Source organism: Pseudomonas sp. EA_65y_Pfl1_P113 (genome assembly GCF_963970525.1).
GTDB lineage: Bacteria > Pseudomonadota > Gammaproteobacteria > Pseudomonadales > Pseudomonadaceae > Aquipseudomonas > Aquipseudomonas tritici.
In genome coordinates, this window is sequence record NZ_CAXAQM010000303.1 from 1 (window position 1) to 552 (window position 552).

At 69.7% G+C, this 552-nt stretch carries 1 protein-coding gene; it reads left to right on the forward strand.

The features are described 5' to 3' along the window. Nucleotides 1–552 (forward strand): riboflavin kinase (locus AACY52_RS29745; protein ID WP_339561292.1); only part of this gene is annotated, 552 nt, incomplete at both ends.

The following is a 552-nucleotide window of genomic DNA, read 5'->3' on the forward strand; positions in this document are numbered from 1 at the left end:
GCCACCAGGCGGTGGTCGGTCGCGCGGTGGAACGCGCGCGCGCGGAGGGTCGCCCGGCGCTGGTCGCCACTTTCGATCCGCATCCCGTACGCCATTTCCGTCCCGACACCGCCCCGTTCCGCCTGACCACGCTCGACCAGCGCGAGCGGCTGTTCGCCGAAGCCGGGGCCGATGCGATGATCGTCTTCCAGTTCGATACGGCACTCGCCGCGCTGAGTGCGGTGGAGTTCGTCGGCGACCGGCTGCTCGACACGATCGGCATCGGCGGAGTCGTAACGGGCGAGGACTTCACCTTCGGCAAGGCCAAGAGCGGCACGGTCGCGGTGCTGGCCGATCTCGGCCGCAAGAACGGCTTTTCGGTCGATACCGTCGGCCCGGTCATGCTCGACGGAGAACCCGTCTCCTCGAGCCGAATCCGCGCGCTGCTGGAGGCGGGGGACCCACGTGGCGCGGCACGGCTGCTGACGCGCCCGTTCGCGGTGGCGGGCACGGTGCAGCATGGCGACAAGCTCGGCCGTACGATCGGCTATCCCACCGCCAATCTCGATATGG